The 26,887-nt window shown below is 59.5% G+C and carries 29 protein-coding genes; 13 read left to right on the top strand and 16 right to left on the bottom strand.

The annotated features are described in order from the left end of the window. Nucleotides 1-4: 4 nt before the first annotated feature. From tkt to J5Y17_RS17000, 6 genes are all read left to right on the top strand, one after another. The gene (gene tkt / locus J5Y17_RS17025) at nt 5-2,026 is read left to right on the top strand and encodes a transketolase (RefSeq protein WP_219786906.1); all 2,022 of its coding nucleotides are present in this window, start codon (nt 5-7) and stop codon (nt 2,024-2,026) included. 253 nt (nt 2,027-2,279) lie between these two features. Then, nucleotides 2,280-3,278 carry a type I glyceraldehyde-3-phosphate dehydrogenase gene (gene gap / locus J5Y17_RS17020; protein WP_167602171.1) on the top strand — a complete coding sequence of 333 codons (999 nt, stop codon included), beginning with the start codon at nt 2,280-2,282 and terminating at the stop codon, nt 3,276-3,278. A 177-nt stretch (nt 3,279-3,455) separates the two neighbouring features. Beyond that, on the top strand, nt 3,456-3,599 hold the full coding sequence (locus J5Y17_RS17015) for a hypothetical protein (RefSeq protein ID WP_219786904.1): 144 nt from the start codon (nt 3,456-3,458) through the stop codon (nt 3,597-3,599). Between the two features lie 151 nt (nt 3,600-3,750). After that, entirely contained in the window at nt 3,751-4,752 is a 1,002-nt protein-coding gene (gene gap, locus J5Y17_RS17010; RefSeq protein WP_219786903.1) for a type I glyceraldehyde-3-phosphate dehydrogenase, read from the top strand. A 119-nt stretch (nt 4,753-4,871) separates the two neighbouring features. Further along, nucleotides 4,872-5,522, top strand: a complete 651-nt coding sequence (locus tag J5Y17_RS17005; RefSeq protein WP_219786900.1) for a MarC family protein — start codon at nt 4,872-4,874, stop codon at nt 5,520-5,522. A gap of 147 nt (nt 5,523-5,669) precedes the next feature. Then, on the top strand, nt 5,670-5,828 hold the full coding sequence (locus J5Y17_RS17000; protein WP_219786898.1) for a hypothetical protein: 159 nt from the start codon (nt 5,670-5,672) through the stop codon (nt 5,826-5,828). Between the two features lie 76 nt (nt 5,829-5,904). Here J5Y17_RS17000 and coaD read toward each other — a convergent pair whose 3' ends face one another. From coaD to J5Y17_RS16985, 3 genes are all read right to left on the bottom strand, one after another. Continuing rightward, nucleotides 5,905-6,399 (bottom strand): pantetheine-phosphate adenylyltransferase, encoded by a 495-nt coding sequence (gene coaD, locus J5Y17_RS16995; RefSeq protein WP_219786896.1) that lies wholly within the window; start codon nt 6,397-6,399, stop codon nt 5,905-5,907. Nucleotides 6,400-6,564: 165 nt separating this feature from the next. Then, on the bottom strand, nt 6,565-6,999 hold the full coding sequence (locus tag J5Y17_RS16990; protein WP_219786894.1) for a CBS domain-containing protein: 435 nt from the start codon (nt 6,997-6,999) through the stop codon (nt 6,565-6,567). 86 nt (nt 7,000-7,085) lie between these two features. Beyond that, a complete protein-coding gene (locus J5Y17_RS16985) occupies nt 7,086-7,979 on the bottom strand; it encodes a LysR family transcriptional regulator (RefSeq protein ID WP_219786892.1) in 894 nt (297 codons plus the stop codon). 166 nt (nt 7,980-8,145) lie between these two features. Between J5Y17_RS16985 and J5Y17_RS16980 the strand changes: the two genes are divergently transcribed. After that, nucleotides 8,146-9,645: a CoA-acylating methylmalonate-semialdehyde dehydrogenase gene (locus J5Y17_RS16980; RefSeq protein ID WP_219786890.1), complete on the top strand. Its 1,500-nt coding sequence runs from the start codon at nt 8,146-8,148 to the stop codon at nt 9,643-9,645. Between the two features lie 191 nt (nt 9,646-9,836). After that, the gene (locus tag J5Y17_RS16975; RefSeq protein ID WP_219786888.1) at nt 9,837-10,037 is read left to right on the top strand and encodes a DUF2892 domain-containing protein; all 201 of its coding nucleotides are present in this window, start codon (nt 9,837-9,839) and stop codon (nt 10,035-10,037) included. Here J5Y17_RS16975 and J5Y17_RS16970 read toward each other — a convergent pair whose 3' ends face one another. The 11 genes from J5Y17_RS16970 to J5Y17_RS16920 form a co-directional block, all read right to left on the bottom strand. Further along, a complete protein-coding gene (locus J5Y17_RS16970) occupies nt 10,038-10,694 on the bottom strand; it encodes a Crp/Fnr family transcriptional regulator (protein ID WP_219786886.1) in 657 nt (218 codons plus the stop codon). A 31-nt stretch (nt 10,695-10,725) separates the two neighbouring features. Continuing rightward, nucleotides 10,726-11,175 (bottom strand): DUF302 domain-containing protein, encoded by a 450-nt coding sequence (locus J5Y17_RS16965; RefSeq protein WP_219786884.1) that lies wholly within the window; start codon nt 11,173-11,175, stop codon nt 10,726-10,728. Between the two features lie 78 nt (nt 11,176-11,253). Next, nucleotides 11,254-12,324 carry a c-type cytochrome gene (locus tag J5Y17_RS16960; protein ID WP_219786882.1) on the bottom strand — a complete coding sequence of 357 codons (1,071 nt, stop codon included), beginning with the start codon at nt 12,322-12,324 and terminating at the stop codon, nt 11,254-11,256. Then, the gene (gene soxC / locus J5Y17_RS16955; protein WP_219786880.1) at nt 12,305-13,603 is read right to left on the bottom strand and encodes a sulfite dehydrogenase; all 1,299 of its coding nucleotides are present in this window, start codon (nt 13,601-13,603) and stop codon (nt 12,305-12,307) included. Before soxC ends, J5Y17_RS16960 begins: the two co-directional genes overlap by 20 nt. 124 nt (nt 13,604-13,727) lie before the next feature. After that, on the bottom strand, nt 13,728-15,425 hold the full coding sequence (gene soxB, locus J5Y17_RS16950; protein WP_219786878.1) for a thiosulfohydrolase SoxB: 1,698 nt from the start codon (nt 15,423-15,425) through the stop codon (nt 13,728-13,730). Nucleotides 15,426-15,543: 118 nt separating this feature from the next. Beyond that, a complete protein-coding gene (gene soxA, locus J5Y17_RS16945) occupies nt 15,544-16,392 on the bottom strand; it encodes a sulfur oxidation c-type cytochrome SoxA (RefSeq protein ID WP_219786876.1) in 849 nt (282 codons plus the stop codon). A gap of 86 nt (nt 16,393-16,478) precedes the next feature. Further along, nucleotides 16,479-16,808, bottom strand: a complete 330-nt coding sequence (gene soxZ / locus J5Y17_RS16940) for a thiosulfate oxidation carrier complex protein SoxZ (RefSeq protein ID WP_219786875.1) — start codon at nt 16,806-16,808, stop codon at nt 16,479-16,481. A 25-nt stretch (nt 16,809-16,833) separates the two neighbouring features. After that, complete coding sequence (gene soxY / locus J5Y17_RS16935) at nt 16,834-17,250, bottom strand: thiosulfate oxidation carrier protein SoxY (protein WP_219786873.1); 417 nt, start codon at nt 17,248-17,250, stop codon at nt 16,834-16,836. A gap of 41 nt (nt 17,251-17,291) precedes the next feature. Further along, nucleotides 17,292-17,768: a sulfur oxidation c-type cytochrome SoxX gene (gene soxX / locus J5Y17_RS16930; protein ID WP_219786871.1), complete on the bottom strand. Its 477-nt coding sequence runs from the start codon at nt 17,766-17,768 to the stop codon at nt 17,292-17,294. A 149-nt stretch (nt 17,769-17,917) separates the two neighbouring features. After that, on the bottom strand, nt 17,918-18,514 hold the full coding sequence (locus J5Y17_RS16925; RefSeq protein WP_219786869.1) for a thioredoxin family protein: 597 nt from the start codon (nt 18,512-18,514) through the stop codon (nt 17,918-17,920). 2 nt (nt 18,515-18,516) lie between these two features. Continuing rightward, a complete protein-coding gene (locus J5Y17_RS16920; protein ID WP_219786868.1) occupies nt 18,517-19,272 on the bottom strand; it encodes a cytochrome c biogenesis CcdA family protein in 756 nt (251 codons plus the stop codon). Nucleotides 19,273-19,441: 169 nt separating this feature from the next. Between J5Y17_RS16920 and J5Y17_RS16915 the strand changes: the two genes are divergently transcribed. The 4 genes from J5Y17_RS16915 (at nt 19,442) to J5Y17_RS16900 (ending at nt 21,909) form a co-directional block, all read left to right on the top strand. Next, nucleotides 19,442-19,855: a hypothetical protein gene (locus J5Y17_RS16915; RefSeq protein WP_219786866.1), complete on the top strand. Its 414-nt coding sequence runs from the start codon at nt 19,442-19,444 to the stop codon at nt 19,853-19,855. Between the two features lie 43 nt (nt 19,856-19,898). After that, on the top strand, nt 19,899-20,411 hold the full coding sequence (locus J5Y17_RS16910; RefSeq protein WP_219786864.1) for a heme-binding protein: 513 nt from the start codon (nt 19,899-19,901) through the stop codon (nt 20,409-20,411). A 73-nt stretch (nt 20,412-20,484) separates the two neighbouring features. Further along, complete coding sequence (locus J5Y17_RS16905; protein WP_219787021.1) at nt 20,485-20,811, top strand: helix-turn-helix transcriptional regulator; 327 nt, start codon at nt 20,485-20,487, stop codon at nt 20,809-20,811. A 42-nt stretch (nt 20,812-20,853) separates the two neighbouring features. Then, nucleotides 20,854-21,909, top strand: coding sequence for a YeeE/YedE family protein (locus J5Y17_RS16900; RefSeq protein ID WP_219786862.1), 1,056 nt, complete (start codon nt 20,854-20,856; stop codon nt 21,907-21,909). Between the two features lie 34 nt (nt 21,910-21,943). Here J5Y17_RS16900 and J5Y17_RS16895 read toward each other — a convergent pair whose 3' ends face one another. After that, nucleotides 21,944-23,179: a glycerate kinase gene (locus tag J5Y17_RS16895; RefSeq protein ID WP_219786860.1), complete on the bottom strand. Its 1,236-nt coding sequence runs from the start codon at nt 23,177-23,179 to the stop codon at nt 21,944-21,946. Between the two features lie 114 nt (nt 23,180-23,293). Between J5Y17_RS16895 and selD the strand changes: the two genes are divergently transcribed. Beyond that, entirely contained in the window at nt 23,294-25,474 is a 2,181-nt protein-coding gene (gene selD / locus J5Y17_RS16890; protein WP_219786858.1) for a selenide, water dikinase SelD, read from the top strand. Here the strand turns inward: selD and mnmH are convergent. After that, nucleotides 25,471-26,526 (bottom strand): tRNA 2-selenouridine(34) synthase MnmH, encoded by a 1,056-nt coding sequence (gene mnmH / locus J5Y17_RS16885; protein WP_219786857.1) that lies wholly within the window; start codon nt 26,524-26,526, stop codon nt 25,471-25,473. The genes selD and mnmH overlap by 4 nt on opposite strands. Between the last annotated feature and the right edge of the window lie 361 nt (nt 26,527-26,887).

Raw genomic sequence — 26,887 nt, 5'->3', positions numbered from 1 at the left:
GCCCGTGGACATCGCAACCCTGCGCGAGGCGCACCCCGATCACTGGATGCGTGCCGCCGCCATCCGCACCCTGACGCTCGATGCCGTCGCCGGTGCCAATTCCGGTCACTCCGGCATGCCGATGGGCATGGCCGATGTGGCCACCGTGCTGTTTGAAAAGCACCTGAAATTCGATGCCTCGGCTCCGCTTTGGCCGGACCGCGACCGCTTCATCCTGTCGGCGGGCCACGGCTCCATGCTGATCTACTCCCTGCTCTATTTGACCGGCTACAAAGCAATGCCGCTCGAGCAGATCAAGAACTTCCGCCAGATGGGCGCGAAAACCGCCGGTCACCCGGAGAACTTCCTGCTGGATGGAGTTGAAACCACCACCGGTCCGCTCGGACAGGGCATCTCCAACGCCGTCGGCTTCGCCATGGCAGAGGAATCGCTCCGCGCCCGTTTCGGTTCCAAGCTTCAGAACCACCACACCTATGTGATGGCCGGCGACGGCTGTCTCATGGAAGGTGTGTCGCAAGAAGCCATCGCGCTCGCCGGTCGTCAGAAACTCGGCAAGCTGATCGTTTTCTGGGACAACAACAACATCACCATCGACGGCACCGTAGACATCGCCGACCGCACCGATCAGGTGGCGCGCTTCAAAGCCTCCGGCTGGCATGTTCAATCCATCGACGGCCATGACCCGGAACAGATCGACGCCGCCATCGAGGCCGCGAAAAAATCCAAGAAACCGTCGATGATCGCCTGCAAAACCCACATCGCTCTGGGTCACGCGGCACAGGACACCTCCAAAGGCCACGGCGCACTGACCGATGCCGACCAACTGGCCGCCGCCAAAGCCGCCTATGGCGTGAACTGGGGCGCCTATCAGGTTGCCGAAGACGTCAAATCCCAGTGGGAAGAGATCGGCGCCAAAGGCCGCGAAGAGCGCGTCGCCTGGGAAGCCCGTTTCGAAGAGCAATCCGAGCGCCGTCAGGCCGAGTTCAACCGCGTTTTCGCAGGTGAGGCGCCGAAGAAACTCTCCGCCATCATCAAAGCGTTCAAGAAACAGATCTCCGAAGAGCAGCCGAAGCTGGCCACGCGCTCGTCCTCGCAAAAAGTGCTCGAAGTGATCAACCCGATCATGCCCGAGACCATCGGCGGCTCCGCCGACCTCACCGGCTCGAACAACACGCTCACCGGCGACATGGGTGTGTTTGACGAGACCAACCGCAAGGGCCGCTACGTCTATTACGGCATCCGCGAACACGGCATGGCCGCCACGATGAACGGCATGGCGCTTCATGGCGGTATCCGTCCCTACTCCGGCACCTTCTTCTGCTTCACCGATTACGCGCGCCCGGCGATGCGTCTCTCGGCTCTGATGCAGATCCCGGTGACTTACGTGATGACCCACGACTCCATCGGTCTGGGCGAAGACGGCCCGACCCACCAGCCGGTCGAGCATCTCGCCATCTGCCGTGCGACGCCGAACACGCTGACCATTCGTCCCTGTGACACGGTCGAGACCGCAGAGGCCTGGGAAATCGCGCTGACCGCGCAAAAGACCCCCTCCGTTTTGGTGCTGACCCGTCAGGGCGTCCCGACGCTGCGCACTGAGCACAAGAACACCAACCTTGTGTCCAAAGGCGCCTATGTGCTGGCCGAGGCCGAAGGCAAACGCGAAGCGATCCTGATCGCCACCGGCTCTGAAGTGGCGATTGCCATGGAAGCCCGCAAACTCCTGCAAGAGAACGGCATCGGCACCCGCGTCGTTTCCATGCCCTGTATGGAGCTTTTCGCCGAGCAAGACGAAGCCTACCGTCGCAAGGTCCTGCCCGCAGGTCCGGTGCGTGTCGGCGTCGAGGCCGCCGTGCGTGACGGCGGCTGGGACCGCTGGCTTTTGGGCGAGCGTGGCCGCGAAGCGAAACAGGCCTTTGTCGGCATGACCCGCTTTGGCGCTTCTGCACCTGCCGAAGAGCTTTACGAGAAATTCGGCATCACCGCCGAGAACGTGGTGGCTCAGGTCAAAGCGCTCTTGGGCTAAACCCATCCACATCGACATCAGAAAGGCCCGCTGTTCCGGCGGGCCTTTTCTTTTTTGCCGCATTCTTTTGTCGATAGATATCCGAGCAGGAGGGACTTGCACCGCGTATATCGCACATGAGGCGCCCAATGTTTGCGATAACAAAAATGTTTGCGCCAACATGTTGGCGTTAAACACTTTTCCGAAATAGCACACCTTTGTATACGGACCCCCAAAGACCCACGCCACTCAGATCAAGCTTGGAGACTCACTCATGACCATCAAACTCGGGATCAATGGCTTTGGCCGCATCGGCCGCTGCACGCTGGCACATATTTCTGAAGCCGGTCTCAATGAAGTGGAAGTGGTCAAGATCAACGCCACCGGCCCCATCGAGACCAACGCGCACCTGCTAAAGTACGACTCGGTCCATGGCCGCTTCAACGGCTCCGTCAAGGTGGCGGGCAACACCATGGATCTGGGCCAGGGCCCGATCGAAGTGATGTCCACCTACAATCCCGAAGAACTGGATTGGGAAGGTGTCGATGTGGTGCTTGAATGCTCCGGCAAGTTCAACGATGGCGAAAAATCCGCCGTTCACCTGCGCAATGGCGCAAAAAAGGTGCTGATTTCCGCGCCTGCGACTAATGTGGCCCGCACCGTGGTCTTTGGCGTGAACCACCGCGATATTCTGGCTGAAGATAAAATCATCTCCAACGGCTCCTGCACCACCAACTGCCTCGCGCCGCTGGCGAAAGTGCTGAACGATGGCATCGGCATCGAGAGCGGCATCATGACCACGATCCACTCCTACACCGGCGACCAGTCCACCCATGACCGCCGCCACAAAGACCTGTATCGTGCCCGCGCCGCCTCCATGGCGATGATCCCGACCTCGACAGGTGCCGCCAAGGCACTGGGGCTCGTTCTGCCGGAACTCAAAGGCAAATTGGACGGCACCTCGATTCGCGTGCCGACCCCGAACGTGTCCTGTGTCGATCTGACCTTCCAAGCGTCCAAAGACGTCACCGTCGAAGACGTGAACGAGGTCGTGCGCGAAGCCGCCGCCGGGCACATGGGCGCTGTTCTGGGTTATGATCCGGAGCCGAAGGTCTCCATCGACTTCAACCACACCACTGAGTCGTCGATCTTCGCCCCCGACCAGACCAAAGTCGTCGGCCGCACCGTGCGCGTGCTCGCTTGGTACGACAACGAATGGGGCTTCTCGGCGCGTATGGCCGATGTCGCCGCCGCCATGGGCCGCCTGTCATAAGCGCAGGCCCGGTCACAGGGCGGAGGAAGAGGAGCCTTCGCCCTGTCTCATCTCTGCACACCAACGTGAAGTCCAAAGGGAAACCTTTGGGCTCTTTTCTGCTTTTTTTGATCTGCCCCCTTTTTTTCTTCACACCCCTGACGCATTGTGCCTGCAAGACAGACAAAAGCGCAGAACATGACCAACTCAATCGCCGTCGGGCTTGCCATCGTGATCGCGATCACGCTCGGCCTTGATTTTGGCCTCAACGGAGGAGCGGGGTCGCTTTTTTTGGCCCGCGAAATCCTACGACTGATCCATTGGATCGCATTCTGGCGCTGAATTTAAGGTTTCCGATGGCGTTTCCCGCAAGGTAGCGCTAACAGTATGAGGCCAACGACAATCAAAGGCCGAAAACCGGCCTCAAGATTTTATGAGCGAGAGAACACCCTCCCCGTTCTCTCACTAGCCATCGCGTCAAGGAGGTGCTGACATGGCCGTGAAAGTTGCAATCAATGGATTTGGGCGTATCGGGCGTAACGTATTGCGCGCCATCATCGAATCGGGCCGGACCGATGTCGAAGTGGTCGCGATCAACGATCTGGGTCCGGTGGAAACCAACGCCCATCTGTTGCAGTTCGATAGCGTGCACGGCCGTTTCCCGGTCGAGGTGAAATACACCGAAGACACCATCGATGTTGGCCGTGGCCCGATTGCCGTGACCGCGATCCGCAACCCTGCCGAACTGCCTTGGTCGCATATCGACGTGGTGATGGAATGCACCGGTATCTTCACCGCCCGTGACAAGGCCGCGATCCACCTCGAAAACGGCGCGTCCCGTGTGCTGGTCTCCGCGCCGTCCGCCGGTGCCGACAAAACCATCGTCTACGGTGTCAACGATGACGTGCTCACCGCCGAAGACGTCGTGGTCTCCAACGCGTCCTGCACCACGAACTGCCTCTCACCGGTCGTCAAAGTGCTGAACGACGAAATCGGCATCGTGAAAGGCTTCATGACCACGATCCACAGCTACACCGGCGACCAGCCGACCTTGGACACGATGCACAAAGACCTGTATCGCGCCCGTGCCGCCGCCCTGTCGATGATCCCGACGTCCACCGGTGCCGCCAAGGCCGTGGGTCTGGTGCTTCCGGAACTGGCCGGCAAGCTGGACGGCGTGGCGATCCGCGTGCCGACGCCGAATGTTTCCGTCGTCGACCTGACCTTCGAGGCCGCCCGCGAGACCACGGTCGAAGAGATCAACGAGAAAATCCGAGCTGCCGCCGATGGCCCGCTCAAAGGCATTCTCGGCTATACCGACCGCAAGCTCGTGTCCTCGGATTTCAACCACGATCCGCACAGCTCGATCTTCCACACCGATCAGACCAAAGTCATGGAAGGCACCATGTGCCGTATCCTGACCTGGTATGACAACGAATGGGGCTTCTCGAACCGTATGGCAGACACGGCTGTCGCCATGAGCAAGTTCCTCTAAAACGCATAAGTTATCCCGCGCGAACGGGAGAAGGAGACGCCCCGGAAATTTCCGGGGCGTTTTCTATTGCTCGACGTCTGAGCGATGTTATGTGACGTACAAACATCCGCGAGCCACACATGCCCAGCTTTTCGACCATCATCAGCGAATTCATCACGCTTTGGGTTGTCATCGACCCGATCGGCACCCTGCCCGTCTTTATCGCCGCCACCGCCGGTCTTGCGCCGCGTCTGGCACGTATGGCGGCGGCGCGCGCTGTGGTGATCGCCTTTGTGATCCTCTTGACCTTCATCTTGTTGGGTCAGGTGGTGCTGGATGCCCTCGGCCTCGGCCTCCCATCCTTCCAGATCGCGGGGGGGCTGGTGCTTTTCCTCTTCGCGCTCACGATGATCTTCGGCGACGGCAAACCGTCTCATGAAACCGCCCAAGTCGAAAAGCCCCGCAGCGATCAACAGGCTCAGGCCCGCCGCGTCTCCGTCTTTCCTCTTGCCATGCCCTCTATCGCGTCGCCTGGCGCGATGTTGGCCGTGGTCATGCTCACAGACAACGACCGCTTTTCCGTCGCCCATCAGGCGATGACCGCCGCGATCATGGTCGTCGTGCTTTTGATCACCCTAGTGATCCTTCTGGCCGCGCAACCGATCCTGCGCGTCATCGGCGATACGGGTGCCGCCATCGTATCCCGAGTCATGGGCATGGTTCTGGCCGCCGTCGCCGTGGATGCGGTCCTTAACGGCTTTGTCGCGATCGGGGTGATCCCCTCGTTTTAACCGACCCTTCTCCGCAAAAGCCATGCACCCTCAGAAAACCCATGCGCAAAACGCATAGCGATTTTGGCGAACCGGCATTGGTGTTAGCGCTAATGCGGGCGCATATAGGGGCCAGAAAACACAGACTGGACCCAAAGGATCGGCATCATGAAAACGCTCGTCTCCCTCGCTACCGCCGCCCGCAAACGGGCCGCTTATCGCCGCACTCTCGCCGAACTCGACGGCCTTTCGGCCAAGGTCAAAGCTGACCTTAACATCGACGACATCCGCGCACGCCAAATGGCGCATGACGCGATCTACGGCTAAGACTTAGACACCACAAAAGAAAAACGCCCCACAGTCCTCCTCCTGTGGGGCGTTTTCATATCTGGCTTTGAAAACCTCAGGCTTTGAACTTGGCCAAAAGCCGCTTTTCCACCTCTGGCGCCACGAATTTGGAAATATCCCCATCGAGGCGCGCGATCTCTTTCACCAGCTTCGAGGCAATCGCCTGATGCCGCGCATCGGCCATCAGGAACACCGTCTCGATCTTGCTGTCGAGCGCGCGGTTCATGCCAACCATCTGATATTCATATTCGAAATCGGCAACAGCGCGCAGACCGCGAATGATGATCGAGGCATTCACATCGCGCGCGCATTGGATCAACAGGTTCTCGAACGGATGCACCACGATCTCACAACCGGTGTCTGCGGCAAGCCTTGCCGTATACTCCGCCAGCATCTCGACACGCTCTTCGAGGGTGAACAATGGCCCCTTGTCCCGGTTGATCGCCACGCCGATCACCAGACGATCCACCAAAGCACAGGCCCGGCGAATGATGTCGCCATGGCCGTGGGTCACCGGATCGAATGTGCCGGGATACAAACCAATACGCATGGGGTGGTCTCCTCCTCTTTCTTCTGCGCACGCAACAATATTGCAGGTGCGAAATCAAGAGGTTTGGGGCGTATTGGGGCGCTAACGCCCCGTTACATGTCATAATTTCTTTGTATTCTCGGCAAAACTCGTGAAACCCGAGACTTAGATCGCGGGCCTCATGTGTCAGTGCCCCATGATCATGCCTTCGAGCGATTTGTTCTCCATCGCAAGCTGTTCCAGCCGCGCTTTGACCACGTCACCGATAGAAACAAGACCGATCATCTCGTCGTCGCTCATCACTGGCATGTGGCGGAAGCGACCGGTGCTCATCCGCTCCAGAACGGCCAAGGCCGTATCGTCGGGCCGGCAGGACACCAGCTTGCGCGTCATGAAATCCGACACTTTGTGCGCCAGAACCTCGCTGCCGGTCTTACCCAATTCGCGCACGATGTCACGTTCCGACAGGATGCCCTCGGGGTGCTTCGGATCAGTTGCAACGATCACCGCGCCGATCTTTCGACTCGACAAGATTTTCGCTGCCTCGCCCACGGTCACGTCCGGCCCAATGGTGATGGTCTCGTCAATGGCCTTGGCTTTCAGAATCTGTCCTACGATCATGTGTCCTCCCTAAAAATATCTGATGCGCTGCCGCGCGTTTTTCCTGTGTCTCCCTGATGTTAGCGTTCACCGCCCACGACAATCTGTCAAGCTTCGCGTTCAAGACGTTCGACCACCTCGCGCATGCTTTGGCACAAAACCTCGGAAAACCGCGAAAGGCGTTCGACTTTGCGGTCATCCGCATGGCGCACCAAATAAAAGGCCCGCTTGAGCCGCACTTCGTCCGGCAGCACCCGCACCATGCGATTCACATAAGGCAGGCAAAAGTCATGCACGACCCCGATCCCAAGCCCCGCCCGGATCATGTTGAGCTGCACGGAGACCGAATTCGACGTATAATCGGCCTCGCTGGCGCCAATTTCCTCAAGATAGTCGAGTTCTTTGTCGAAAATCAGATCGGGCACATAGCCGACCAATTTGTGACGCTTCAAATCCTCTCGCGTCACAATGTCCTCGTTCTGGCGCAGATACCACCGCATCCCCGCGAGCGAGAGATGATAGTCCGTAATCTTCTGCACCAGCAAACGCCCGGAGGTTGGCGGTGAGACGCTGACATAGAGGTCGACCTCGCGTTTCGACAGGCTGAAGAGCCGCGGTTGCGCAATGATCTGCACCTCAAGGTCGGGATGTTCCTCGGCGATTCGCGCCACAACGCGCGGAAGCACATAGTTCGCACAGCCATCCGGCGCGCCGATGCGGATCACACCTTTGAGCTGCTCATCGCCATCTCCAGTCAGGTCATCGAGCCCCAAAGACACCGCCTGCTCCGCCGCCTCCGCATGGGCCAAAAGCCGACCGCCGTCCCGCGTCAGCTCATAGCCCTGCGGTGATTTCGCAAACAGAGGCGCGCCCAGCCCTTCCTCGAGCCGAGCAATACGCCGCCCTACCGTGGCCGGATCAATCTTCAACTGCCTCCCGGCCCCCGACAGGCTTTCCGTGCGTGCCACCGCCAGAAACACCCGTAAATCATCCCAATTCATCGCCTTTTGCCTCGCATTCTCTTTCGACAGGCGCGCGCGAAAGTCGCCACCGTATGGCCTCAAGCAAACATAGACCATTGCAAGAATGCAAAATGTTTTTGAAATCTTCTATCTTTTTAAGACAAAAACGCAAAGTTAAGATCGTCTCAAAGATCAGGAGGTTTCCATGCAAGAACTCAAACACTTCATCAACGGCGCCTATGTCGCTGGCACATCCGGCCGATTCTCAGAGGTGCGCAACCCGGCCACCGGCGAAGTCATCGCCAAAGTGCCGCTCGCCACGCCTGCCGAAATGGCCGATGCAGTCGAAAAAGCAGCTGTCGCCCAAAAAGAATGGGCCAAGGTGAACCCGCAGCGCCGCGCCCGCGTTTTCATGAAGTTCGGTCAACTGATCAACGAGAACATGGACGCTCTGGCCGAATGCCTGTCGCGCGAGCACGGCAAGACGCTCCCCGACGCCAAAGGCGATGTGCAGCGTGGCCTCGAAGTGGTCGAGGTCTGTATGGGCGCGCCCGCTTTGCTAAAAGGCGAATTCGTCGGTGACGCGGGGCCGGGTATCGATCTCTACTCCATCCGCCAACCGCTTGGCGTCGTGGCCGGCATCACGCCATTCAACTTCCCTGCGATGATCCCGCTCTGGAAAATGGCGCCCGCGATTGCCTCCGGCAACGCAATGATCCTGAAGCCGTCCGAGCGCACGCCGATGACGTCCCTGATGCTCGCCGAGCTGATCCAACAAGCCGGTTTGCCCGATGGCGTCTTGCAGGTCGTGCATGGTGACAAAGAGGCGGTCGATGCGATCCTCGACAACGAGACCATCCAAGCTGTGGGCTTTGTCGGCTCCACGCCCATCGCGCAATATATCTACGGTCGCGCCGCCACCAACGGCAAACGCGCACAGTGTTTCGGTGGCGCGAAAAACCACATGATCATCATGCCCGACGCCGATCTCGACAAGGCCGCCGATGCGCTGGTGGGTGCCGGTTTCGGCGCCGCTGGCGAACGCTGCATGGCCGTGTCCGTCGCAGTGCCTGTGGGCAAAGAAACCGCAGATCGCCTGATCGAAAAGCTGGTGCCGAAGATCGAAAAGCTCAAAGTGGCCCCTTACACCGCCGGTGAAGACACGGATTACGGCCCGGTGATCACCGCGCAGGCCAAAGAGCGCATCGAAGGCCTTATCACCTCCGGTGTAGACCAGGGCGCGACGCTTTTGACCGATGGCCGCGGCATGAAGATCCAAGGCTATGAGAACGGCTATTTCGTTGGCCCGACGCTCTTTGACAACGTCACCCCGGAGATGGACATCTATAAGGAAGAGGTCTTCGGCCCAGTGCTCTCCACTGTGCGGATGGACAGCTATGAGGACGCGCTCAACCTGATCCTCGACAACCAATATGGTAACGGCACCGCGATCTACACCGCCGATGGCGACACTGCACGTGACTTTGCCGCCCGCGTCGATGTGGGCATGGTCGGCATCAACTTCCCGATCCCTGTGCCGCTGTCCTACTTCTCCTTCGGCGGCTGGAAAAAATCCGCCTTTGGCGATCTCGACCAATACGGGCCGGACGCGTTCAAATTCTACACCAAGACGAAAAAAGTCACTGCCCGCTGGTTCTCCGGCATCAAAGACGGTGTTGCTCTGAACTTCAAAGCGATGGACTAAACCATCACTTTTCGAACCAATTGGCGGGGTCTCATGCGAGGCCCCGCTTTTCTTTTGTACAAATCGAACATTCTGCCCGTTTCACACCGGCGTCGGAAAAATTGCCCCTCTTTGTGCTGGATGTGAGTTTGTTACAGACAGGCGGGCACGTGGAGCGGTAGCCTACAGCTGGTTCACCAATGGAGAGTTCCATGCTTAAAAAGAATGTCGGCGGCATTGACCGCGTCCTGCGTATCGTAGTTGGCCTTGCCCTCATCCTCGGCTTTTTCATGAACGCCGATGCGTCCCTGCGCTGGCTCTATCTGATCGGGATCATCCCGCTTGTGACCGGGCTGATGTCCTCTTGCCCGCTCTATTCGATTTTCGGGATCAACACCTGCAAGATGAAATAATCAGCCGGAATGCGCGAGTGCGTCCAGCGCCTCGCGGTCCGTCAATTTGACCTCGCCGCGGGCGGTTTGGACCCATCCGCGGCGCTGGAATTCCTGTAGCTGGCGTGAAATCACCTCACGAGCGGACCCCAGTTCTGCGGCCAGTTGCGCATGCGTTGCCTTGAGCACCGGCCCACCGTTCGTCAGCTCCAATAGCTTTTGCGCCAGCCGGATATCGATCTTTTGAAAGGCGATTTCCTCAATCACATGAAAGAGATCGGTGATCCGGCGCGAATAGGCGGAGAACACGAAATTGCGAAAGCTCTGCGAGGTGGCCACCAGATCGTCGAACACACGGCGCGGAATGGCGACGGCATCGACCTCCGTCTCGGCGATGCCCTCGGCGCTGTAATCCTCATAGGCCAGAAGGCAGGCCGTGGTCATCACACAGCTCTCCCCCGCATGCACCCGATAAAGCACGATCTCGCGGCCGGATTCAGTGGTCTGTTGCACCCGCACCGTGCCCTCAATCAGCATCAGTAGGTTTTCCGGGCTCTTGCCGGGGCCGAACAAAATGGTCCCGGCAGGAAGGTGAACGATCTGCGACTGCGTCACGAGACGCTCGCGCACCTTGGGCTCAAGTGTCGAGAGCCCCGCAAACCGGTCGATCCAATCCATCTTTTATCCCTTCCATCGTCAGAAGGGATATTTAAAAGCTTGTGGCCTCTTCGACAATCTCTGTCAGCAAATCTTCGACCGCTTGCATCGGGCCATCGGGATAGTCTCGGAAGCCGATGGTGACCTTGCCCTCTCGATCCGCGACATAGATCGCATAGGGGCAATGGACGATATTGCTGGGATCGGCCTCCATCACTTGCCGCGACACAAGCGCCGAGCAAAAGAGGAAGATATCCGCCGCATCGAAAATCGTCACCTCGGAGCCGACATCCTCCTTCGTGCGTTCCAACATATCGCCCGTATGTGAGCGATAGTCGATCACGAGACCTTTGGAGACGATCGCATTCTCAATCGCAAAGGTCGCGTCCTCGAATGTGCCGTCAAAGTCAAAAGTGATCGCCTGATCATTTTCCAGATCGCTGGCCAAGGCGGGCGATGAGAGAAAAGCGCAAAGCGCAATCGCATTGAAGATTGGTTTCATTGAAAAATCCTCCCTGTATTTATCCTACCACGAAAAAAGGGCGGCCAGATAGCCGCCCTTTCGAAGTCATATCTACGCTTATTGCGTCGTGGCCTTAAGATATTCGATCACCGCTGCAATATCCTCGTCGCTTTTCAAACCGGCGAAGGACATTTTGGTCCGCGGGAACATCGCTTTTGGTTTGTGCAGATAGGCGGTCAGGTTCTCTTCGGTCCAGGTGAAACCTTCCTCGCGAGCATCCGTGAAATCGTTGGAATATTTGAAATCTTCCACATGACCGATGGTCGCACCAAGCACGCCGTTGAGGACAGGTCCGGTGCGGTTCTTGGCACCCTCGCCCACTTGGTGACAGGCTTTGCACTTTTTGAAGACATTCTCGCCCTCGGCAGCCAAAGCCTCGTCAAACGCGGCGGCGGCAACCTCGACAGGCGCCTCCTCTGCGGGGGCCTCTTCGGCCATCGCGACCTGAACCGTCTCATCGGTTGCAGGCTCTGCGGCGGTTTCCGTCGTCTCCTCCTCCGGCGTCACATCGAGAACGGTCGCACGTTTGGTGATCTCGACCGTCTCCTTGCAGTTCTCGTAGCAAGCGTTGTCTTCGGTGAAGATCGTGTATTCCGTCTCGGCGCGATCATCGGTGATAAAGCCCTCGGCATTCGGCATCTCGACTTCGAGGAAGTTCTCATTCGAGAGCACGAAATCATCTTCAACGATGTAGTTCGAATAAAGGATATAGGCCGTGATCGCGTAGACATCGTCGTCCGACATGGTCTGCGCCGCGCCAAAGGGCATCGAGCGACGGACATAGTCATAGACCGTCGAGAGATACGGCCAGTAGGAGCCCACGGTTTTCAGCGGATCTTTGTCGGCCAAAGTGCCATCACCACCAGCCAGTTTCGGCCAATTCCCGACCCCTTCGGCGAATTCGCCATGACACACGGCGCAGTTTTCCGAGAAAATCATCTCGCCATCTTCAACAGAGCCGGAGCCAATGGGCAGCCCGTCACCATTGGGCGAAATATCGTGGTTCCACGCGGCGATTTCTTCGGGCAAAGCCGCACGACCGAGGCCGAATTTTTCCGCGAAAGCAGGCATCGCCAATGTCGCGGAGAGAGCTGTGGTGAGGATCAGTTTAGGAAGAAACTTCGACATTTTCCGCCTCCCCGTTCGATTTGACATGCCAGGTTTGGATACAGTTGTTGTGATAGACGGAGTTCTCGCCGCGCACTTCTCTAAGCTGCGCCTTGGTCGGCTGAACATAACCCGTGTCGTCATGAGCACGGCTTTGCAGGAGCATTTCCTCACCGTCCCAAGTGGTATCAAGATAGAACCGCGTCAGCGCCATCGGTTCGCCGGGATTGGCCAGACGGGCCTTTTCCCAGGTCTTGCCGCCGTCCTTCGACACATCGACGCCGGTGATGGCGCCACGGCCCGACCACGCCAGACCTGTGATCACCAAAGGCCCCTTGCCATGCTTGATCGGCATCTGCGGGCTGGGAGAGGTCACCACAGATTTCGCATCCATGACCCAGGTCCATTTGCGCGAGGTGCCATCTGCCAGAGTGTCGGTGTATTTCGAGGTCTCTTCACGCGATTCAATGGCTTGTGCGGTCACTTCGATGCGGCGCAGCCATTTCACCCACATGTTGCCTTCCCAGCCGGGCACGACCAGACGCACCGGATAGCCATGCTCCATGCGCAGCGCTTCGCCATTGGCCTTGAACGCGATCATGCAGTCATCCAGCGCCTTTTCCATCGGGATTGAGCGCCCGTTCGAGGAGGCATCCGCGCCCTCGACATAGACCCATTTGTCCGCCAGATCACCGGCCGCATCCAGCCCCGCCTCTTCCAACAGAGTGCGCAAAGTGACGCCGGTGTATTCCATGTTGTGGATCATGCCATGGGTGAATTGCGAGCCGTTCAATTGCGCGCCAGCCCATTCCATGCCGGTGTTGGCCGCACATTCGAGGAAGAAGGTCTTGTTCACCCGCGGGAAGCGTTCGAGATCCTCATAGGTAAAGACCAGCGGCGTATCGACCAACCCGTTGATCATCAGGCGATAGTCTTCTTTTTTCAGTTCAATCGCCCCGGAGTGATGCCGCTCAAAGGCACAGCCCTGCGGCGTGATCGTGCCGTCAAGCGCATGGATCGGCGTGAAGTTGATCGAAGAGATCGGATCGGCCGTCAGCCACGGCACGTTGCGGCGAATGACATCGCCCTCGTATTTGATCGGCAGACCATAGGGCGTTGCATCAACACCATCGCCAAGGCCCATTGCCCAGTCCTGTTTCTCGGTGATCAGCGGATCGGGGCCTTCGGCAGAGGCATGGCTCGCCGCCAGCCCCACCCCGGTGGCCGCAGCCCCACGCAGAAACGCGCGACGGCTCGTCCCCTGGCCGGTGCCCGGTTTGTCGTTTTGGGTCTCACTCATCTCTCGTGTCTCCCTCCGATTTGAATCCTGTGCTTTCATGCTGTGCATGAATTCTCTCATTCTCTGATGTGAATGAATTCATTCTATAAAAACCGCTCCAACACTGGTGTCAGAGCGGCAGATTTCAGGCGCCGATGACCTCGACCGAAGTGTTCGGCGCGACTGTGACGGTGCCCTGTTTGCGGATGTGATCCTCCACCACATCCCAGATCTGCGGCCCTTCGGTGCCCTCATTGACCGAGGCCCAGCCCGCAACGACGTAGTTCTTCGCCGGATCAAGTTTCTCGCCGGTCTTGAGTAGCGTCAGCTCAGAAATCCGCTCACCCTGAGGCTTGGTGATGTCGATCCGGTAGCCAAGGCCACCCATCCGCACCATATCGCCGCCCTGCTGGTAATAGGGATCGGGGTTAAAGATGTTGTCGGCCACGTCTTCCATAATCGTATGGATGAACTCGCCGGTCATCTCGCTCCGATACGCCTTGCCATAGGTCATTGAGGTGGCGTTCCAGATGTCCTCGCGGGTGATGTTGTCCCCCGGCAGGAGGCTCGGCCCCCAACGCACACCCGGAGACATGGCGATGTCCGCCTCGCGCTCGCTCAACAGCGCGTCACAGATCAGATCGTCCCAAGTGCCGTTGAAATTGCCGCGACGGTACAAGAGGCTGTCGGTCTGGCCGATCACCTCGCCCATCGCCTCCTCGTAGGGCGCGCGTTGTTCGTTGATCAGCGCCGAGACCTCTTTGTCCGGCTCTATCACATCGGAGAAGATTGGGATCAACTTGTGGCGGAAACCCATCATCCGCCCGTCGCGCACGTCCAAATCCACACGCGAAACAAATTTGCCGTTGGACCCCGAGGCAATGATGATCGTCTCGCCCACCAGAACCGGTTCCGGCAGCGCGTCATGGGTGTGACCCGACAGCACAACGTCGATGCCGCTCACGAGGCTCGCCATCTTTTTGTCCACGTCAAAGCCGTTGTGGGACAGCAGAACGACCAGCTCCGCGCCCATCCCCCGCACCTCGTCCACGACCTCCTGCATCCGCTCGGTGCGAATGCCAAAGGAGTATTCCGGGAACATCCAGCCAGGGTTGGCGATGGGCATATAGGGGAAGGCCTGGCCGATCACGGCGATTTTCACACCTCCACGCTCAAAGAACTTATAGGGTGCAAAATCCTCCGCCGGTTCATCCCATTCGGCGTCATAGATATTGGCCCCCAGTGCGGCGAAGGGCAGATCGGCCACCACTTCGCGGACGCGCTCGGAGCCAAGCGTGAACTCCCAGTGGAAGGTCATCGCATCGGGTTTGAGCGCGTTCATCACATTGACCATGTCCTGTCCTGCCGTGTGGTAGCAGGTGTAGGAGCCGTGCCAGGTGTCGCCGCCATCGAGCAACAGCGCGTCGGGACGTGCCGCACGGATCGAGTTGATCACGGTGGCGACGCGGTCGAGGCCGCCGACCTTGCCGTAAGCTTTGCCCAAGGCGGAAAAATCATTGTAGCTCAACGCATAAGCCGAGGGGGAATTGTCCTCTATGCCGTAAAGTTTGCGGAACTCCGCGCCCGTGACATGCGGCACCGCGCCCTTGTTTCCACCAACGCCGATGTTGATCTCCGGCTCGCGGAAATAGATCGGTTTGAGTTGTGCATGAATGTCGGTGACGTGGATCAGGGACACGTTCCCGAAGGTGTCGAATTCCAGAAGCTGGTCCTGCGTCAGCGCCTGTTGCGCCGCCAGTCGGGCCCAGTTGCCAAAGCCGGACGCGCCCACCATGGCGGACGCAGCCATGGACACCTGAAGGAAATCACGACGTGAAATCATGCGGAAACTCCGTTGTCGTACGCAGAAACCTGAGCGTTTCCCAAAGTTTCATGCGTAAAATTGAATATATTGTGGAAGACAAAGCCCCGCTCGTCGCCAAGCGGGGCCCCGTCAAAGATCAGTTGCGAACGGACGGGCCTTCGACCGACAGGCCATTGCCACGGGACGCCACATAAAGCTCAAGCGCCACGAATTCCGGCGAACCGGCGGCGAAGGTCTCCGCACGGGTATCGCGGATACAGCCCTTGAACCGCCCATGCGCGCCGTTGAGTTTGGCGTTTTTCAGACGGTAGGCCGGGAAGGCATTGATCTGACCCTGCGACAGATGGTCGGCGCGGATCATGTTGCCGTAGTTCTGCTCGTGGCAGTTGGCGCAGGACAAATCCAGCTGACCGTAGCGCGTGTAATACATCTCCTTGCCCTGCTCCCAGATGGACTGGGCCGGGCCGTCGATGGCGACATTCACCGGCATGCCGCGCGAGACGGAGGCCAGCGCCGCTTCGAAGTTCAGCATGGCGTTGCTGTCATATTTTTCCGGCTCAGCGCCCATCTGTTCCGTCAGGCAGTCGTTGATCTGCATCTGGATGGTGTAGACTTGTTCCTTGTCTTCGTTCCATTTCGGATAGGTCGGGCGCACATTGGCGAGGCTTTCGGCGCCGTCGTGGCAATCCATACAGGATTTGCCCTCTGACCCCATCACGGTTTCGAACTGCTCGAACCCGGCTTCGGCACCCAGCATCCCCGGGTTGTCGAAATCATCCATCTCCATAGCCTGCGTGTCATCCGAGCGGAAACGCCAGCCGGACATGATTTCACTCAGATGCCCGTCGAGATGCGCGGGGGCTGCCGTCTTGGTCACGATCTCGATCTCGCCATTGATGACAAGCTCTGCATCCTCATCGGCGAAGGCAGGCAGTGCGAGTGCCGTCAAAGCCGCGGCTGTGCTGAGCATTTTATTGATTTTCATGCGTATCTCTCCTCCCTGGGAATTGTGTGCGCCCCTCCCCGGGCGCACACGACCTTGGTGCGGCAAAGCCGACCCGATCAACCGTATCAGGCAATCGCGATCTCTTTGGAATCCTCGTAGACGGAGCCGTCATCGTCATACCAGGTGAATTTGAACGTCCCGGCCTCGGGCACAGTCGCGTCAAATTCAATGTAAGGGTTGGTCGAGATCGACGGTTCGAGCGTCACGTCGATCACGCTTTCGCCGTTAAACTCACAGGTAAAACGGTTGATGATCGAACGCGGAATGACGTTGCCGTCGCTGTCCTTGCGCTGCCCGGATTCCATCGGATGCGAAATGAGGGTCTTGATCGTGATCACCTCACCGGCAGACGCCGACTTGGGGACTTTCACGCGGGGTTTGACACCAGATGCCATTGTCTTTGTCTCCTAAAAAATCGGGTTAGCCGCCGCAGCCGCCGATGGTCACCTTGACCGTCGCGGAGGTCTGCACGAAAGAGCCGTCGGCCATTTTCGCGACCGCCACAACGTCTTGCGTGCCTGCGAGACGGATGCGGGTCGAGGCCGCCTGGCTGCCTGCCAGCGGTCCGAAGTTGAACACGACCACTTCGGGCGTCGGGTTGCCGGTGGCGAACACGGCGATGGCCGTGGCGCCAGGGGCGTTAACTGTGATCGGCACAGTGTTGCCGTTTTCGGCGATCTCCGGTGCGGTCAGGGTCAGATCGCCCGCGCCCGCCTCGGCACCCCCGGTGAATGCGGCAATGGCGTCTTCGGCGGCGGCGGTCGCACTCAGCGGCAAAAGCGCCGCCGCGGTCGCACCGAGGCCCAGAGCCAGAGCGTCACGTCGTGTGAGATTCATGGTTTGCTCCTAAGTTCTAAGTGTCAGGGTCCGACGGAAGATCACTCGTCCGTCAGCGTCATCAGATAGGCGACCACATCCTCAACCTGCTGAGCCGACAGGATCGGCGGCAGATCGGCCGGCGCGGCCTTGCCCGTGTAGGCATCACCCGGACGGGTGAAACCATCGACCTTGTAGAAGGCCGGCATCACAGTGCCCTCGAACGTCATCTTGGCGTTGACAACGAGACCACGCAACTCGGCCGCAGACCAGCGCGACCCCGCGCCATCGAGCCAAGGACCGACCTCGCCGTGGAACGGCACATCAGCATAGGCATCGGCGGCATGGCAAGAGACGCAGTTGCCCATGGATTTCGTGGTCAGGATCTTGCGCCCTTCCTCGGGGTTGCCCGGCGTGCCGGTCAGAGAGGCCTCAATCGCGCCGTAGTCGTCGAACTGAACGTCGCCGGGGGCCGTTTCGGCCATTGCCACACCGGTGCTCAGACCGAGTGCAACAAGACAGGTTGCGATACGTTTCATGTCTCCTCCCTAAAGACTGTACTTACATTCCCGCATATCTGCGTTGTTTGTTTTGCATACCGTAGCGTGCCAATCTGTCGCAGAGCAAGAGACAAATTCAAATACTTGAATTTTTCTGCGCCGCAGCGTTGATTTTGCGCTAACATATATCATTCGCCGACGTTTAACACGCCTTGTTCCTGCTGCTTAAACACTTGGCGCGCATGGTATTTTTGAAACGGCTCATCTCCGTCGTAGCCATGATCCAAAACCCATTGCATCATATTGTAGGTCGTCAGTTTTCCGAAGGCCCCCGGCACGGTCGACACTGCGGCGTCCTTGGCGGAGACATCTTCGGCCACCTCTTCGGGGAAGAAGAGAATCGTCGGCGTGAACAGCGTGCCCCACTTCTGAACCATGTCTTTTTCCGGCAGGCTCTCGCCATCGAAATCCGTCACCTCGACATCGCCAAACATGTTGATCTGAAGGACGAAGAAATTCTCCTCGATCATCTGGGTGATCTCAGGGTCCGGGAAGACCTCTTCATGCATTTTTTTGCAGTAGATACAGCCGCGCTGCTCGACCATCACCAAGAGGCGTTTGCCCTCCGCATTGGCCTCGGCCAGATCTTCGCGCAGGTCCTTGAAGGTGTCGCGCTGCCACGCGGTCTTGTGCAGCCCGTCATCGCCCATTTCCACCGCCAGCGCGGGAAAGGCAAAGGCAGCGAGGCTCAGAGACAGAAGAGTACGTCGTGCGAGGTTAAACATGGTTAAAGGCTCCCGTTTGATCCGATTTTCGCGAAAGAGGGGAAGGTCTCCAACATCCACGCCGCAATCACGTTCACCGAATTGGTGACGATCAATATAGCGAAGAGGATGAGGAAAAGCCCCATCACCTTTTCGACCTTCGGCAAATGACGGCGGAATTTGGCCGCAAATTTGAGGAAGGGTTTAATAAAGACGGCGGCCACCACGAAGGGCGCGGTCATGCCGATGCCGAAGACCACCATCATAATCAGCCCGCGCATCGCAGTCGCCTCGTTGGAGGCCATCATCACCACGCCGACCAAGACCCCCCCGACACAGGGCGTCCATCCGGCGGCAAAGGCGAGGCCAACGATATAGGACGACCAGATCGTCATATTGCGGGTGTCACCCGCCTGCATCTGGAACTGGCGGTTGAGAAATCCGATGCGGATGACGCCCAGAAAATGCAGTCCCATGACAAAGACGATAGCGGCGGAGGCGATGCGAAAGATGTCCTGATGACTGCGAAACGCTTGGCTGAGCGAAAACGCCGCCGCGCCCAGCAGCACAAAGACCGTGATGATCCCCAAAGAAAACATCACCGACGACAGAATCGCGCGTTTGCGCGCCCCCGGCGCCAATTCGCCCTCGGCGTTGATATCGGCCATCGACGTGCCCGCCATGTAGGACAGGTAAAACGGCACGATCGGCAAAATACAGGGGGAGAAAAACACCACCAACCCGCCCAAAAGGGCGGAAACAAAAGTCACATCCAGCATATAGCCCTCCCAAAGCGACCCTCAGCGATCCAGTTTCGATCCACCGAGCAGGGCTCCTCTTCCCTGCAAGCCACATGCGTAGGAGACCTCGGGTCTTTCGCGTCGCGACTTGTGTCATTCACATATTCAAATTATGTAGATTATGCCGCACCCGTCAATTGGTATACATATGTTGACAAGAATTCTAACCACGATCGCCACCCTAATCGCCCTGATTCTTCCCGCCACCGCCATGGAACCGACCATGGAATTGGTGATGGTGGAGCAGCACGGCTGTGCATATTGCGCCCGTTGGGATGCGGAGATCGCGGAAATTTATCCGAAAACACCGGAAGGCGCCTATGCACCGCTGCGCCGTATGGGCCTGCGCGCGCCGTTGCCCGACGACCTGACCTTCAAGGGCCCGGTGATCTTTACGCCCACATTCATTCTCGTGGAGGACGGGGTGGAACAGGGCCGGATCGAGGGCTACGGGGGCGATGAATTGTTCTGGACCATGCTGACGATGTTGCTCCGCGATCATTCGGATTTCGAGGCGGTTAGCACCACCGAACAGGTTCAGGAGGGGACGCCGGGCGGGTGAGGGACGCGTGACAAGACACTTGTGACATTCAAGGGAGGAAAGAATGAAACTATTTAAATTCATGGCGGTAAGCGCTGCAGTTAGCGCCACACTTTTCGCGGCGCGCGCCGTGGCGCAGGACGATGACGCCTTCGTCACCTTTCAGGTGCTGAAACCCGAAGTGGCCCAAACCGCCGCCATCGCCGCAATGGAAAGCTGTCGCGAGGCGGGCTATCAGGTCGGCGTCATGGTGGTGGACCGCTTCGGCATTCCGCAGGTCTATGTGCGCGACCGCTTCGCCGGTCTTCACGTCTTCGAGACCGCCCGGCGCAAGGCCTGGACCGCCGTCTCCTTCCGAACCGACACGCTGTCCTTGGGCGAATTGACCGCGCCCGGTGAAATGATGGCAGGCATTCGCGAACTGAGCGAGCCTCTGGCGCTCGGAGGTGGTCTTGTGATTGAAGCGTCAGGCTCTATAGTAGCAGGGATCGGAGTCTCAGGCGCACCCGGACCGGACCTCGATGCCGACTGCGCGCAAGCAGGCATCGATGCCATAATGGATGACATCGCCTTCTAGAGACAGAAGCCATATCTTTGAGGAACATGGGGTGGACAACGTGAATTCGCCTTTACCTATCGTCACTGAAAACATGTCCGAAAAGGATTTGGATGTGATGATGTCAAGCGCCTGCGACGCATCGCAGCTTTTGAAAGCCCTCTCTCACGAGGGTCGGCTGATGATCCTGTGTCATCTCGTGACCGGCGAGAAATCCGTCACGGAGCTTGAAGACCTTCTGTCCGCGCGTCAGGCCGCGGTGAGTCAACAGCTCGCCCGGCTGCGCCTCGAAGGCCTCGTGACCCCTCGTCGTGAAGGCAAGGCGATTTATTATTCTTTGACGGATGATCGCCCGAAACGCATTCTCGAAGTGATCTACGACATGTTCTGTTCCGTGGATGGTGGCCCGAAGAAAGCCTGAACTCAGGCAAAAGGACATCATGCGCGGGCATAGGGAGGAGACATGCTCGACACTGTTGCTCCAGGGCTGCTTGCGGCCCTGATTGGTCTTGTTGGTGGGCTTGTCCTTGGATTGGCGGCCCGTCTTGGCCGGTTTTGTTCCATGGGCGCCATAGAAGATGCGCTGTATCAGGGTTCGGACTTGCGGGCCCGGCAATGGGGCATCGCGTTGGGCGTGGCCCTGATCGGCAGCTTTAGCCTCATCGGCCTCGGCTTCTTCGACCCAACCCGAACGCCATATCTTGCCCTCGCCTGGTCGCCTCTGGCCTCGATCTTCGGCGGGCTTTTGTTCGGCTACGGCATGGCTTTGGCGGGCAATTGCGGTTTTGGTGCGCTGGCGCGTCTGGGCGGCGGTGATCTGCGCAACTTCGTCATCGTTCTGGTCTTGGGTCTCACCTCTTACATCACCTTGAACGGCCCATTGGCCGAGCTTCGCGTCACGCTCTTTCCGCCCCGTCCCGCCGAAGGCCCCCTGCCCGGTCTTGCGCACGGGCTGGGCCAGAGCCTCGGCTTGCCCGTCGTGGCCACCGGCCTCGGCATCGGGCTTATCCTGCTTGGCATCGCGCTGTCGTCCCGCGCTTTTCGCGCTGAGCGCAAACTCATCCTCTGGGGCGTGGCCGTGGGTCTTGCCGTCACGTCCGGCTGGGCTGGCACAGCTTGGCTGTCCGAGGCGACGTTCGAGGCGACACAGGTCGTGTCCCACACATTCGCGGCCCCCATCGGCGACACGCTTTTCTACCTCATGACCTCATCGGCCACCTCCCCCGGCTTTGGCGTTGGTTCGGTCATCGGTGTGCTCGTCGGCGCCGCTATCGGATCAATGATCAAGGGACATTTCCGTTGGGAAGCCTGCGAAGACCCGCGCGAACTAAAGCGCCAGATCATGGGCGCGGCCTTCATGGGTGTAGGGGCTGTGGTGGCCTTTGGCTGCACGGTCGGACAGGGTCTTTCGGCCTTTTCCGTCCTCGCATATTCAGCCCCCGTGACCATCGCCGCAATCATTGCCGGCGCGGCCTTGGGTCTGCGTCAACTGATCTACGGCTTCTCTTTCGCGCGTTGAACCAAGGGTATTTTACGTAACCAAGGAAACGCGCTCAGGTGCGGATCAGGACCTGAAGGTCCGCCACATTCGTGCCCGTCGCGCCGATCTGCAGAAGATCCCCTGCGGCCTGAAGTCCGTGATAGCTGTCGTTGCGTTTGAGCACTTCGGCGGGATCAAGCCCCACGGCGCGCATCCGGTCCAACGTGCCGGGGTCGACCAACCCGCCCGCTGCATCCGTCGGCCCGTCGCGGCCGTCTGTGCCGCCGGAGAGGAACACGAAATCCGTGAGCCCGGCCTCTTCAGCCAGCAAAGCCACGCGCAAGGCAAGCTCTTGATTACGCCCACCCATACCATCGCCGGTGAGTTTGACGGTGGTTTCGCCGCCGAACAGATACGTTCCCGCACCGCCCGCCAACGCACGATCAATGATGGTCTGCGCGGCTTCCGCGACATCGCCCTCTAAAGGCGTTTCATCGACATGCGCCTCCGGCCCTGCTGCGCGCGCCATAGCCGACACAGAGATTTTGTTCGAGCCGATCAGAGCGACCTCGCTGTCAGGCAACGCGCCAAGGTCGGCCTGCGGTCGCGCCAGGTAAGCGGAGACGGAATGCGGCAGCTTGTCCCAAAGTCCGAGGTCTTGCAGCACCTTGGCAGCCTCCGCGCGGGTGCCGATGGGAGAGACAGTCGGCCCGGAGGCAATCGCCCGCAAATCATCAGAGACCACGTCCGAGAGAAGCAAAGCCGTGACTTTCGCGGGTGCGGCTGCCCGCAACAGCCCGCCGCCTTTGAGGCGCGAGAGCTGCTGGCGCACGAGATTCATCGTCACAATGTCGGCGCCCGAGGCGAGCAAAAGCCGATTGACCTCTGCCTTGTCCTCTAAGGACACGCCGACCACCGGCGCGGGCAACAAGGCCGAACCACCGCCCGAAATTAACGCGATCACATCGCCCTTGGCGTGCGACAGCGCCTCTTCGACACGCAGAGCTGCGCGCGCCCCTTCCGCATCGGGTACGGGATGGCCCGCAGCGCGCACTTCGGCGCCTTCCAGTGGCCGGGCGTTTTCGTAATTGGTGACCACGATCACGGGTTCTGCGATCACATGTTTCATCGCCGCCTCTGCCATGGTGCGCGCGGCCTTGCCGACGGCGATGATCAGCGGATCATTAAATTCGCGGCCCTTGAGCGCCGTCTCGACCGCATGGGCGGGATCGGCGGCTTCGACACCTTCGAGGAAAATTTCACGCGCCTTGGCACGTATCGACTCAATCGGGGAGGATGTGCGTAACATGGCGCAATGTTGGCACGCGCAGCATGCGGCGTCCAGCACCCTTGCCAAGCGGCGGACTTCGGGTCAGATTTTTGCCTAACACTCTTGCCTGCCCTTGCGAAAACTGGATGCGCCATGCTCGATTTCCCTCTGACCCGAGACCTCGTCCTGATCGGTGGCGGGCACAGCCATGCGCTCATCCTGAAACGCTGGGGCATGCGCCCTCTGCCCGGTGTGCGTGTCACCGTGATCAATCCCGGCGCCGTGGCGGCCTATTCCGGGATGTTGCCGGGGTTTGTGGCGGGACATTATGAGCGCGAAGACTTAGAATTGGACCTCTTGCAGTTGGCGCGATTTGCGGGCGCGCGGGCAGTGTTGGGCCGCGCCACAGGGATTGATCGCGCTGCGCGGCTCATCCATGTCGAAGGCCGCCCACCGATCCGCTATGACATCGCCTCCATCGACATCGGCATCACCTCCGCAATGCCTGACCTGACCGGCTTTGCCGAGCATGGCATCCCCGCCAAACCGCTTGAGGCCTTTGCTGGCCGATGGGACCAGTTTCGCAAAGAGGCCTTGGCCGGAGAGGTCGCGCCCGAAGTGACCGTGATCGGCGGCGGTGTCGCGGGCGCGGAGCTGGCGATGGCCATGGCGCAAAGCCTCAAAACGATCCCGAACACGCAGGTCTGTCTGGTGGATCACGGCGAGATCCTCACCGAGATGCACCCCGCCACGCGCACCGCCGTTCTGGGCGCCCTGACGGATGCGGGCATCAAACTGCGCCCGAAATCGCAGGTCATAGAGGTGCGTTCGGAGGAGGTCCTGTTTGCGGATGGCACCACACTGTCCTCGCGCTTCACTTTGGGGGCCGCGGGCGCACGCCCCTATAGTTGGCTCAAGGACACCGGACTTGACCTGACCGACGGTTTCATCACTGTGAACAAGACCCTACAAAGCTCAGACCCGCGCATTTTCGCCGCCGGAGATTGCGCCCATCTGTCCCATGACCCACGTCCCAAAGCCGGGGTTTATGCCGTGCGCGAGGCGCCTGTCTTGTTCGACAACCTGCGCCGGATTTTGAGCGTCGGCACGGCAGCAAAGCTACGAGCCTATCATCCGCAAAAGGACTATCTCAAACTGATCTCTCTGGGCGGCAAAGCGGCGCTCGCGGACAAGTCCGGCCTGCGCCTCAAAGGCCCCTTGATGTGGCAGTGGAAAGATCACATCGACCGGGCCTTCATGCGCAAACTCAAGGATCTGCCCGCAATGATGCCGCCGCCCCTGCCCGAACTCGTCGCCGAGGGGCTGCGCGAGGAGGTCGAGGGCAAAAAGCCCATGTGCGGCGCCTGTGGCGCCAAGGTGGGCGGCGACATCTTGAGCCGCGTTCTGAGCACGCATCCGGGGCCGGAACGGCGCGACGTGCTGCATCTGGCGGGCGATGACGCGGCGCTTCTGACCCATGGCGACACGTGGCAGGTGGCCTCCGTCGATCACCTGCGCGCTTTTGTCGAAGACCCCGTTTTGATGACCCGGATCACCGCCATCCATGCGCTCGGCGACATCTGGGCCATGGGGGCCGCGCCTCAGGCTGCACTCGCCACCGTGACTTTGCCAAAAATGAGCGAAGCCATGCAAGAAAGCTGGCTCACCGAAATCATGGAGACGGCCCGCGAGGTGTTTGACGCAGAGGGTGCGGAGATCATCGGCGGACACACCGCAATGGGGGCGGAGCTGGCGATCGGCTTCACGGTCACCGGGTTGTTGGAACAACCGATCACGCTCAAAGGCGCGCGCCCCGGAGATCAGATTCTGCTAACCAAACCCATCGGCACCGGCGTGATGCTGGCCGCGGAGATGGAGATGAAGGCCAATGGGCGCGATCTGGAACGGGCCTATGCCTCCATGGTGCAAAGCTCCGGCGAGGCGTCGCGGATTTTGTGCAATGCCCATGCGATGACGGATGTCACAGGCTTCGGGCTGGCTGGACATCTCTTGGGAATTTGCCGCGCCTCTGAGGTTGGGGCCGTGATCCGACTGCAAGACGTGCCGCTCCTTCCCGGCGCTTTGATCTTGGCCGAAGCCGGCCTGCGCTCGACGATTTTCCCGGCCAACCGCGCCTATGCCGCGGACTACGAGGGACCGGAGACGCCAGAGACGGATTTGCTGTTCGACCCGCAAACAGCGGGCGGGCTTTTGGCCTGTGTCTCGCCGATGCGGGCGGAGAAATGTCTGGCTGCACTACGTGAGGCGGGCTACGAGGCCGCAATCATCGGGGAGATCACCGAAGGCCCGGCGCGTTTGTTTATCGAGCCTTAATTTGAGCACGAGTTCAAAAGGCTCACGATCCGCCCCGCCACCTCGTCGCGGGCGCCGACACTCAGATCGCCAAGATCGAAATCTGCAATCACATCCGGAGAATGGCGGGCGCGGGACTTTTCATAGCGCGGATCGTAATGCTGCCCCATCAGGGCCTCGGCCAGCGCAGCAAAGGCCCCCTGCTCCGCCATTTCACGCCAGGTTTTGACCCGCGCATGGCCTTGAAGCGGGATCAGTTGATCCAAACGCGCCTGCATCGTTGGGACATCCTCGGTCAGATCGGCATAGGCCTCTGCCAGATAACGTGCCCGCGAGGGCAAACCGGCCGTCACGTCGATCCGAGGCGCAGAACACATCGCCCGCCAAAGTCGCGCCGGGATCGTCACCTCCCCGATGCGTGAGCTTTCCGCCTCGACCAACACGGGCCGCGCGGGATCGAGACGGCTCAATACCTCCGCCAACCGGCTTTCAAAGCCTTTCTGCGCGGGCTGCTCTCCCATCGGGCCAAAAATCGACCCACGATGCTGAGCCAGCCCTTCAAGGTCGAGCACCTGCGCGCCCAACAAGCGGACCCGATGCAAAAGATCGGTCTTGGCGGTGCCGGTGTTCCCGTCGATCAGCACGAGACGATGCGGCAAAGCCTGATCGTGCAACATGCCGATCACCAATCTACGCCACGACTTGTAGCCGCCGTCCAGAACCTCCACCCGCCAGCCGATCTGCCGCAAGATGATCGCGAAGGAATTCGACCGCTGCCCACCCCGCCAACAATAGACCAAGGGCCGCCAGCCGCCCTCTTTCTCCGCCAGAGGCCCTTCGATGTGGCTCGCGGCATTGCGCGCCACCAAAGCGGCGCCGAGTTTGCGCGCCAGAAAAGGCGATTGCTGCGTATAGATCGTGCCGACACGGGCACGTTCCGCGTCATCCAGCACCGGAAGATTGATCGCGCCGGGGATGTGATCCTCGGCAAATTCCGATGGCGCGCGCACGTCGATGATCGTGTCGAAACCTGCATTCAAAACATCAGACACAGAGGAGAAAAAAATGCTCATAGGCTTTTGTAACGCCGCCCTTTCTCTAAAAACAGAGACATTTCATCGCGCACGGGTAATGACGTGCTGATGTATCAGTGAAGCACTCGGTCGCTGCGGAGATACCGGCCAGATACGATTTGATAATCAATCTGCTTTTCATTGAAGCCAGCAAAGCTGCACTGTTGCATAGGGTGGGAAACACGGTTGAACAGGCATCCGCGCGGACGGGCTTCCGTGGAGTGATATGCCGAAAAAGCCGCGCGATGATGCGGCTTGGGGGCGGTTCAGCCCGCCATGGAACGTTCAAAATTTGTCGGGTCTGGCAGGGTCTTCGCGCCTTTGCTCATGTCGACCTCCGCCAGAAAGCGTGAGCGAGGTG

This window comes from Celeribacter sp. PS-C1, assembly GCF_019429625.1.
Classification (GTDB): domain Bacteria; phylum Pseudomonadota; class Alphaproteobacteria; order Rhodobacterales; family Rhodobacteraceae; genus Celeribacter.
The sequence above is the reverse complement of the archived record's forward strand: the minus strand, read 5'-3'. Positions and strand labels throughout refer to the sequence as shown.

Bases quoted from the DNA above. Each gene is read 5' to 3' on its own strand.
- gap (WP_167602171.1), top strand. From the start codon at position 2,280: ATGACCATCAAACTCGGGATCAATGGCTTTGGCCGCATCGGCCGCTGC.
- J5Y17_RS17015 (WP_219786904.1), top strand. From the start codon at position 3,456: ATGACCAACTCAATCGCCGTCGGGCTTGCCATCGTGATCGCGATCACG.
- gap (WP_219786903.1), top strand. From the start codon at position 3,751: ATGGCCGTGAAAGTTGCAATCAATGGATTTGGGCGTATCGGGCGTAAC.
- J5Y17_RS17005 (WP_219786900.1), top strand. From the start codon at position 4,872: ATGCCCAGCTTTTCGACCATCATCAGCGAATTCATCACGCTTTGGGTT.
- J5Y17_RS17000 (WP_219786898.1), top strand. From the start codon at position 5,670: ATGAAAACGCTCGTCTCCCTCGCTACCGCCGCCCGCAAACGGGCCGCT.
- coaD (WP_219786896.1), bottom strand. From the start codon at position 6,399: ATGCGTATTGGTTTGTATCCCGGCACATTCGATCCGGTGACCCACGGC.
- J5Y17_RS16990 (WP_219786894.1), bottom strand. From the start codon at position 6,999: ATGATCGTAGGACAGATTCTGAAAGCCAAGGCCATTGACGAGACCATC.
- J5Y17_RS16985 (WP_219786892.1), bottom strand. From the start codon at position 7,979: ATGAATTGGGATGATTTACGGGTGTTTCTGGCGGTGGCACGCACGGAA.
- J5Y17_RS16980 (WP_219786890.1), top strand. From the start codon at position 8,146: ATGCAAGAACTCAAACACTTCATCAACGGCGCCTATGTCGCTGGCACA.
- J5Y17_RS16975 (WP_219786888.1), top strand. From the start codon at position 9,837: ATGCTTAAAAAGAATGTCGGCGGCATTGACCGCGTCCTGCGTATCGTA.
- J5Y17_RS16970 (WP_219786886.1), bottom strand. From the start codon at position 10,694: ATGGATTGGATCGACCGGTTTGCGGGGCTCTCGACACTTGAGCCCAAG.
- J5Y17_RS16965 (WP_219786884.1), bottom strand. From the start codon at position 11,175: ATGAAACCAATCTTCAATGCGATTGCGCTTTGCGCTTTTCTCTCATCG.
- J5Y17_RS16960 (WP_219786882.1), bottom strand. From the start codon at position 12,324: ATGTCGAAGTTTCTTCCTAAACTGATCCTCACCACAGCTCTCTCCGCG.
- soxC (WP_219786880.1), bottom strand. From the start codon at position 13,603: ATGAGTGAGACCCAAAACGACAAACCGGGCACCGGCCAGGGGACGAGC.
- soxB (WP_219786878.1), bottom strand. From the start codon at position 15,425: ATGATTTCACGTCGTGATTTCCTTCAGGTGTCCATGGCTGCGTCCGCC.
- soxA (WP_219786876.1), bottom strand. From the start codon at position 16,392: ATGAAAATCAATAAAATGCTCAGCACAGCCGCGGCTTTGACGGCACTC.
- soxZ (WP_219786875.1), bottom strand. From the start codon at position 16,808: ATGGCATCTGGTGTCAAACCCCGCGTGAAAGTCCCCAAGTCGGCGTCT.
- soxY (WP_219786873.1), bottom strand. From the start codon at position 17,250: ATGAATCTCACACGACGTGACGCTCTGGCTCTGGGCCTCGGTGCGACC.
- soxX (WP_219786871.1), bottom strand. From the start codon at position 17,768: ATGAAACGTATCGCAACCTGTCTTGTTGCACTCGGTCTGAGCACCGGT.
- J5Y17_RS16925 (WP_219786869.1), bottom strand. From the start codon at position 18,514: ATGTTTAACCTCGCACGACGTACTCTTCTGTCTCTGAGCCTCGCTGCC.
- J5Y17_RS16920 (WP_219786868.1), bottom strand. From the start codon at position 19,272: ATGCTGGATGTGACTTTTGTTTCCGCCCTTTTGGGCGGGTTGGTGGTG.
- J5Y17_RS16915 (WP_219786866.1), top strand. From the start codon at position 19,442: ATGTTGACAAGAATTCTAACCACGATCGCCACCCTAATCGCCCTGATT.
- J5Y17_RS16910 (WP_219786864.1), top strand. From the start codon at position 19,899: ATGAAACTATTTAAATTCATGGCGGTAAGCGCTGCAGTTAGCGCCACA.
- J5Y17_RS16905 (WP_219787021.1), top strand. From the start codon at position 20,485: ATGTCCGAAAAGGATTTGGATGTGATGATGTCAAGCGCCTGCGACGCA.
- J5Y17_RS16900 (WP_219786862.1), top strand. From the start codon at position 20,854: ATGCTCGACACTGTTGCTCCAGGGCTGCTTGCGGCCCTGATTGGTCTT.
- J5Y17_RS16895 (WP_219786860.1), bottom strand. From the start codon at position 23,179: ATGTTACGCACATCCTCCCCGATTGAGTCGATACGTGCCAAGGCGCGT.
- selD (WP_219786858.1), top strand. From the start codon at position 23,294: ATGCTCGATTTCCCTCTGACCCGAGACCTCGTCCTGATCGGTGGCGGG.
- mnmH (WP_219786857.1), bottom strand. From the start codon at position 26,526: ATGAGCATTTTTTTCTCCTCTGTGTCTGATGTTTTGAATGCAGGTTTC.